The following is a 7,159-nucleotide window of genomic DNA, read 5'->3' as shown; positions in this document are numbered from 1 at the left end:
AGGCCCGCGCGATCGCATCGTCCCAGTACTTCGCCGTCAGATTCGGCGTCTCGAACGTCAAAAACGTCAATGTGACGTCCCCCGCCTTACCCCCGTTGTCGGTGGACTTGTGACTCGAGCTGCCTGCCGCACAGCCGGTCAGCGCGAGCGCCGCCGCCGTAGCGGTCGCGATCAGTGTTGTTCTCGTGCGCACGGTTGTTCCTTCCCGGCCTGTCTGGGGCCTGGGGTGAGGGTTGAAGAGTTGCGGGCCGGGGCGGCGAAGGTGGAACGGTCTGCGTTGACACCGGTCGAACCGCTCTGATGGAAGCCCGGACTGGCATCCATAAGGTTTTTTGACTCATTGATTAAAATATCTGCGGTAGGGTGAGTGTGCAAGGACGCCGGAGTGTTGTCAAGGAAGTGGTGGCAGGCAATGAGACAAGCGGGCGGAGACCGATCGCTGCTTCAGAGGATCAACACCGTCGCCGTGCTGCGCGCCTTGCACAGGGCCGACTTTCTGACACTGCGCGATCTGGCCGCCACGGCCGGCGTCTCCCGCAACACCGCCGAGGACGCCGCGCTCGCCCTTGTCAGCGTCGGCCTGACCGAAGAGGTCATGCCGGAGGTCGAGGATCAGCGTCGGGTCGGGCGACCCGCCAAGCGCTACCGGTTCCGAGCCGAGGCAGGTTTCGTTGTGGGCGTCGACCTGGCGGCACACGAGGTCAATGTCCTTGTCACCGATCTGCGTGGCTGCCAGCGCGCCCAGCAAAGCCGTCCGCTCGATCCCCACGCCACGGCCGACGTGCGCCTGGCCACGGCGGGTGAAGCGCTGCACTCCGCAATCCGCAGCGCTGGAATCCGTCCCACCGACATCTGGGCGATCGGTGCCGCTACCACAGGCATCGTCGATCACACTGGGCGCGTCGCCCGCAGTTTCCGCCTCCCCCAGATTCAGGGGCGCAATCTGGCGGAGGACCTCGCCATAGTTCCCGGCGCACCCGTGGTCGTCGGGAACGACGCGCGCATGGCCACCCTGGCCGAAAGGTGGAGAGGCGCGGCCCGTGATACGGACAACTTCGTCAATATCGTGGCCGGCCGACACATCACCGCCGGCATCTTCCTCAACGGACAGCTTCTGCGTGGTGCCCACGGTGCCGCAGGCGAGATTGGAGTGCTGGCGGAGTCGCATTGGATCGCGGCCCTTCAAGCCATGGCGGACTGGCCGAACGGCCGGAGGGCCACTTTTGCCGCCGCCGCTGCCGGTGACCCGGCGGCCAGGACTCGCATCAAGGACCTCGCCGAGCGACTCGCCACGGGCATCGCCGCGCTCGTGCTGTCCGTCGACCCCGAGTGCGTCATTGTCTCCGGCGGCCTGAGTCGGGCCGGAGACACCCTTCTCGGTCCGCTCCAAGCCCACCTCGACACCAAGATCCTCTTCCCGATCCCGATCCGACCTTCGACCCTCGACCACGACGCCGTCGCCCTCGGCGCCGTACGCCACGCGCTCAATCACGTGGAGAAGGAACTGTTCAACACTGAGTCAGCGCACCTGGCCGGCGCCATTTTCACCTGACGGTCCGGTCGCCGTCACGACCGCCTCCCCGTCGCATCACTTCAGGCCTCAGCTTAGGAGCGGCGGGGCCACTCATGCCGTCTCGCACAGCGGGACCGTCGCTGCTGCTGTTACAGAGGTTGTAGCCGGACTGTCGTTGGGGATGACAGGGCGCGTCGCGATATGCCGGTTGTATGCGGTATCCGCAGGGCGGGGGCCTGAACGGCAGGCGCTTCGTGAGCGGATTCGGCTGGCGGCTGTCGAGCCCTTCGCCGCTGGGCCTCCTGCGCTGAGGTCGCCAGGGAGTTACGGGCCAGTGCCCGCTCGGTGCAGCGGTGGCGCCGTGCCTGGCAGGAGAACAGCGTGAACGGTGTCCGATCGACCGGCCCGGAGTCACTGCCGAAGCTGAGCGAGACGCTGTTCGCCGTGCTGGAGAAGGAGTCAAGGGTCCGGTGGCGCATGGCTGGCCGGATCAGACGTGGACCCTGTCGCGGATCAAAACCCTGATCGCGCGGCGGTTCCACCAGAGCTTGGCCGGCGGGCGTCGCAGCTTCGCCTGGACCGACTCCGCGACCCACTCATCGAGGCCCACCAGCAACTCGGCCGGGCCATCGTCCTTGTCCGGGACAACTGTGAGAATCGTGGCGTGCCGCTGGGGACCGGAGCCTGACCCGTGGGACAACTGGCCGTGGATGCCGGTTTGGGATGATCTGTCGGCTTTCGGTACGCGCTGCCCCCCACCAGGTGAACGTGTCCCGATAGGGGCTTTGCTGCACAAGCACCGTCACAGTTCTGACCGCCCACCGGACCGGCGTCGGCTACCAGCCCCAGTCCGAGGTCAAGCGTGGCAAGACCGATGCCATCGACGCCGACTGCGCAGCCCGAGCCGTCCTTTCGGGACGCGCCGACGTCATACCGAAGACCGTGTCCACGTACGACCTCAGATCCGGAGCTGCGTACGACCTCACGTCTAGGGCTCGGCTGGGGTGATCGTGCCACGTCGGCGCCCCCTTCGAGGGCGGTGAAACGGTTCTTGAGCCTGTAGCTGGGACCGTTGATCGACAAGACCTCGCAGTGATGGAGGAGGCGGTCGAGGATGGCGATGGCCAGCACGTCGTCGCCGAACACCTGTCCCATTGCTGAAAGATTGGTTCGAGGTCAGCAGGATGGAGCCGGCTTCGTATCGCTTCGCGATCGTCTGCAAGACCAGATTCGCCTCTTCCCGGTCCAGCGCCAGATACCCCACTTCGTCCACCACGAGGACGCTGGGCTTCAGGTACGACTTCATCTTCTGCGGGAGCCGGCCGATGGCCTCGGCCTCCTTCAACTGCCGGACCATGTCGTCCAGCGAGGTGGAATAGATCGAGTTGCCGGCCTTGCAGGCCGCGACTGCCAACGCCACGGCCAGATGGGTCTTGCCGACGCCCCTCGGGCGGGCCCAAGAGGGCGACGTTGGCCTTGGCCTCGACGAACGAGAGGGCGGCCAGGTCACGGACCTTGCGGACGTCGAGCTCGGGCTGGAAGGCGAACTCGAATTCCTTGAGCGTCTTGTGGTGCGGTAGCCGGGACAACCGCAGAGCGGTGCGGAACCGCCGGGCGGCCCGCAGGCCGGTCTCTTCCTCCAGCAAAAGGTCGAGGAAGTCGAGGTAACCCATCTTGTCGGATTTCGCGCGGGCCGCCAACTGATCCAGGCTGGCAGCGAGATGGGGCAGGCCAACACTTCACCGACCCCGAACACCTCATGCGCACCCTCCGCCGAGGCCTACGCGAAGTCCAATGCCGCAGCGAACTCATCGACGGATGCCTCATCGGCACCGGAGTGGGTCTTCCGAGCTGACCGGCATCAGCAAGCCGGTCGTGGAACGACAAAGGCGGACACACCGTCGGCTGCTTGGGTTGCGACAGCCGCCGCGCGGAGAACGCTCTCGGGGCCGAGCACGGAAAGACCGTCATTCCCACCTGGCCAGAACACCGCAACCCGGCAGTCGCTTGCGGCCGCTAGGAGCAGACAGTTCACTTCAGCAGCAGGTTTGATGGTGCAGTCCAGCCACGGGTCGTAAGCCAACGGCAGGCTCGGATCGGCCGGGTCGACGGAGTAGAGGTCGAGCATTTCGCCGTTCACCTTCACCGTGTAACTGTCCAGCCCATCACCGTGCGGACTTGAGCAGGTCGTGACCACCAACTGAACCCCCCAGGCGCTGAGTGGCTCCGTCATGCCGCGCAGCCAGTCCTCGACGTCACCATCCGCGAGGTCTTCACCGTCAGCACACCATGCGCCACCTGACGACCACGTCGCATCTTGACCGGACCGAAGCCTGGCGCGGAGTGCTGATGCCCGATCGTGCGAGACGCCCCGCCACTGGCCGGCCCCCTCCAGGTCGTGGAGAAGCCGCTCGAACGAGTTCACGGCGGCCATCATGGGGCAGCCCGGGCGTCGCTGTCGATGACGGAACTGACCCACTGGGCAAGTCCGGGGCCTGGCAGGCTGCCCCCGACATCACGCACGGAACCTCTCAGTACGGCTCGGTGCGAGCACTCTGCGCCTCGCCGTCACCTGCGGCGAGGACGCATCGATCGCTCCTGATGGGTGGAAGGTCAGTCGTCCGTGTCTTCCCGCTCCGTGAGGGCATGGTGCAGTGCGCTGAAGTTGAGTGCCTCCCGCGCCTGGGCGTCGGTCTTTTCGGCCAACTTCTGGATGTCACCGACCACGTCACCCAGCTCGCGGACCAGCTGGCCGTAGATGGGAGGATGATCAGATCTCGGTGCGATACTCATACCTCCGATCTTTCCCGTATCTAGGTCATCTGTCATGACCCATCCCAACAGGCGGGACGCGCCTGAGGTGGCCGGGAACCGAACCGCATGGGCAGATTCCCGGACGACCTGGCGTGGCGGGTACGAGGTGTATCCCACGTCTGGTGAGTCTGGGCGGGGCGAGAATGGTGTGGTGGCCGACGTGAAGTCGCGGTTGTCGACGTGAGTCTCCCGGGAGTGGGCCATGCACAGGCGTGCAATGACGGAGCGTGTATCACTGGACCGCGCCTACGCCCACGGTCGTATCAAGTTGCGGGACAACCGGGTCTACCAGGGCACGCCCAAGAACGACGTGCTCATCAGGTCGCCGTGCAGCATCGAACTGTCGGTCATCACGAACTACTTCGCAAGAGGCAGACAAGATCATCTTCGCGTCGTAACAGGGGACCACCATGAAGAAGAACATCGCAGTGCTGGACTCCGACGGTAACGTCGGGAAGGTCCGTGGAGCAGGTCGCGACTTAGTAAGGAGGATGAACTTAATATGCCGGAGGCGTTAGGATGCCCCTACCCGCTCAGGGGAGGTGTCAAGAGGACAGAAATGGGGAGCCATGGCCGCAGGTGAGTCCCGGTACTGGTTCGGAGCACCGCTGAGTCGGCCGACGACTGTGGCCGCCCTGCGTGCCGTGCACGCTGATGCCGCGAGCCGGCGGGACGATAGCGGCGCCGACGGGCTGCCGATCACCGAGATCGCCAGGCGGGCTGACGTGTCGCGCCCGATGGCCGAGGAGGCGCTGACGGAGCTGCGCGAGCGTGATCTGGTCGTCGAGATCATGCCGGACCCCGACGCGCCGCGCACTGTGGGCCGTCCGGCCAAGCGCTACCGGTTCAACTCCGAGTTCGGATATGTCCTCGGTGTGGACATCGGCATCCACAAGGTCCTCGCATTGTGTACCGATCTGTCCGGTACCCTCCGCGGCAGCCACCGCGTCGAGGTGTCTGCCGACCTCGACAATTCCAGCCGCATCGACGCCGCCCGCGTCGCCCTGAAACGGGCCGCCCGAGCAGGGCATGCACGACTGTCCGACGTCCTGGCCGTAGGCGTCGGCACCACCGGCCCGGTCGACCCGCGCACAGGCGAAGTCGTCCAGTCCCCGGCCCTGCTGCAGTGGTCCGGCGTGGACCTGAGGCAGGAGCTGTCCGGTATCGGCACCGGGTCTGTCGTTGCCGGCAACGACGCCAATCTCGGCGCGCTGGCCGAGGCCTGGCGCGGAGTCGCAGGGGGGTCCTCGGATGTGGTCTACGTCCTGGCAGGGCATCAGATCTCGGTGGGAATCCTGATCAACGGACAGCTGCGGCACGGCCGGCATGGCGCCGCGGGCGAGATCGGTCAGTTGCGTGCAGCCGGCTGGTACGACGCCCGCGATGCGCTGAGGGAGCGCAAACCTGTCGATGCGCCGGACTTCGTCGACGCCCTTGCCACCGGTATCGCCGCGACAGTGTTGACCGTCGACCCCGACATGGTCGTCATCGGCGGCGGACTGTCCCAGGCGGGAGAAAAACTCCTGATCCCGCTGCGGCGCCGGCTCGATGAGCTGTGCATGTTCTCCATCCCCGTCCAGGCGTCGCAGCTCGGCGAGCGGAACGTCGCTCTCGGCGCGGTTCGGCTGGCCCTGGATGACCTGGAAAGCGCTCTGTTCGAACTCTCTTGATCGAAATCCGAGGCACATGGCCCGACCGGAAGGACTGGGCAAAGAGTCCAGTCGGTCGACCGTGTCGCGAAGCGACGGCGCCGGTGCCGGGGGAGACCGGGGTGGGGCATGGGTCGGCCGCCGGTCCGTGGCAGGGTAGGGACCGGCGGCCGGTTCTTCAGACCAGCCGATCGACGCCGCGAGGAGTCGCCGACCGCCCGGGCTCGGGGCTGGTTACGCAGGCGGCGTCGTCCACTGCTGGTTGACGGCTGCGTTCACGATGGCGTAGCCGCCGGTCACGGGTTCAAGCTGCCCCTTCTGGGTCTCGGTTCCGGCGCACGACTCCGCAATGGCGCTGGCTCCCGCCTGCTCCACCACGCCCAGTGGATTGGTCTGGTTGGCAGCACCGGGGCGGATGTCGGCGCACCGGCCGCTGTCGCTGCTCTGGAGACGGTAGTAGTCGTCGCTGGTGGGAATCACGTTCCAGGTGGTGGTGGCAGCGCCGAATATGGTGAGTGCCGCGCCCGTCGTGCCGGTCTCAGTCAGATGGCCCGCGGTGTTCGCGAGGTGTACCTGCCGCCTGAAACCGGTTGCGTCCACGGAGCGCCGTACCGGGGGCGTGGCCGGTCGAGGCGGCCAGGGTGGTGAAGCCGGTGTAGTCGGCTGGGCCGGGGGCTGCCCCACACTCCTTGCGCGAAGGCCCGCATCGACGTGACCAGTCCCTGCTGCACCTGGTTCTCGTTCTCCGCGTCGTAGTGGCCCGGCCAGGTGTTGTACTCGGCACGGGTGACGCGGTTGCTGGTGGTGGTGACGGTCTGGTCGGTGAAAGCGAGCGGTTCCAGCCGGAGTTGTACAAGGCTTGGGCGCTGGGCTGGTATGAGCCGCGTGTGTAGTACCAGGATCCGCCGGCGTTCTCACCTGGTACCTGTCGTCGAGCAGCTACTGGCTGGCCGCCGGCGCACGTGGAAAGTACTCGACGACGATGTCCTTGTTGAGCGGGAAGTTGTTGGCGCCGGTCAGGCCGTCGTTCCAGATCCGCAGGGTACGGCCCTTGGCACGGACGTAGCCGTCGAGCCCGGTTGATGAAGGGGTCTGGTGCACGATCGGGTGACGTCTGAACTGGCTTGCCCTGTGGGGCGGGTGGGAAGGATGTCGCTGTGCCTAAGCCTTATCCGGAAGAGTT

At 66.3% G+C, this 7,159-nt stretch carries 7 protein-coding genes and 4 pseudogenes; 4 read left to right on the top strand and 7 right to left on the bottom strand.

The features are described 5' to 3' along the window. Positions 1–193, bottom strand: a pseudogene (locus AB0M29_RS44665) (ABC transporter substrate-binding protein); the annotation flags it as partial. Positions 194–412: 219 nt separating this feature from the next. Here AB0M29_RS44665 and AB0M29_RS44660 point away from each other — a divergent pair. Next, positions 413–1,552 (top strand): ROK family protein, encoded by a 1,140-nt coding sequence (locus AB0M29_RS44660; protein ID WP_365393506.1) that lies wholly within the window; start codon positions 413–415, stop codon positions 1,550–1,552. Positions 1,553–1,725: 173 nt separating this feature from the next. Further along, a pseudogene (locus AB0M29_RS44655) lies at positions 1,726–2,061 on the top strand (helix-turn-helix domain-containing protein); the annotation flags it as partial. Here AB0M29_RS44655 and AB0M29_RS44650 read toward each other — a convergent pair. The 4 genes and pseudogenes from AB0M29_RS44650 to AB0M29_RS44635 form a co-directional block, all read right to left on the bottom strand. After that, positions 2,027–2,933, bottom strand: a pseudogene (locus AB0M29_RS44650) (ATP-binding protein). The pseudogenes AB0M29_RS44655 and AB0M29_RS44650 sit on opposite strands and share 35 nt — an antisense overlap. 94 nt (positions 2,934–3,027) lie before the next feature. Next, positions 3,028–3,186 (bottom strand): annotated as a pseudogene (locus AB0M29_RS44645) (ATP-binding protein); the annotation flags it as partial. 188 nt (positions 3,187–3,374) lie between these two features. Continuing rightward, complete coding sequence (locus AB0M29_RS44640; protein ID WP_365393504.1) at positions 3,375–3,938, bottom strand: hypothetical protein; 564 nt, start codon at positions 3,936–3,938, stop codon at positions 3,375–3,377. Between the two features lie 188 nt (positions 3,939–4,126). After that, positions 4,127–4,306: a hypothetical protein gene (locus AB0M29_RS44635; protein ID WP_365393502.1), complete on the bottom strand. Its 180-nt coding sequence runs from the start codon at positions 4,304–4,306 to the stop codon at positions 4,127–4,129. Between the two features lie 223 nt (positions 4,307–4,529). Here AB0M29_RS44635 and AB0M29_RS44630 point away from each other — a divergent pair, with 223 nt between their 5' ends. Together AB0M29_RS44630 and AB0M29_RS44625 are read left to right on the top strand one after the other, a co-directional pair. Next, on the top strand, positions 4,530–4,775 hold the full coding sequence (locus AB0M29_RS44630) for a DUF6342 family protein (protein ID WP_365393500.1): 246 nt from the start codon (positions 4,530–4,532) through the stop codon (positions 4,773–4,775). 121 nt (positions 4,776–4,896) lie between these two features. Beyond that, positions 4,897–5,997: an ROK family protein gene (locus AB0M29_RS44625; protein ID WP_365393499.1), complete on the top strand. Its 1,101-nt coding sequence runs from the start codon at positions 4,897–4,899 to the stop codon at positions 5,995–5,997. A 213-nt stretch (positions 5,998–6,210) separates the two neighbouring features. Here the strand turns inward: AB0M29_RS44625 and AB0M29_RS44620 are convergent, their stop codons facing one another. Continuing rightward, a complete protein-coding gene (locus tag AB0M29_RS44620) occupies positions 6,211–6,576 on the bottom strand; it encodes an RICIN domain-containing protein (RefSeq protein ID WP_365393497.1) in 366 nt (121 codons plus the stop codon). A gap of 339 nt (positions 6,577–6,915) precedes the next feature. Beyond that, positions 6,916–7,077 carry a hypothetical protein gene (locus tag AB0M29_RS44615; protein ID WP_365393495.1) on the bottom strand — a complete coding sequence of 54 codons (162 nt, stop codon included), beginning with the start codon at positions 7,075–7,077 and terminating at the stop codon, positions 6,916–6,918. Between the last annotated feature and the right edge of the window lie 82 nt (positions 7,078–7,159).

The sequence above is a fragment of the Streptomyces sp. NPDC051976 genome, assembly GCF_040680795.1.
Lineage (GTDB): Bacteria > Actinomycetota > Actinomycetes > Streptomycetales > Streptomycetaceae > Actinacidiphila.
The sequence above is the reverse complement of the archived record's forward strand: the minus strand, read 5'-3'. Positions and strand labels throughout refer to the sequence as shown.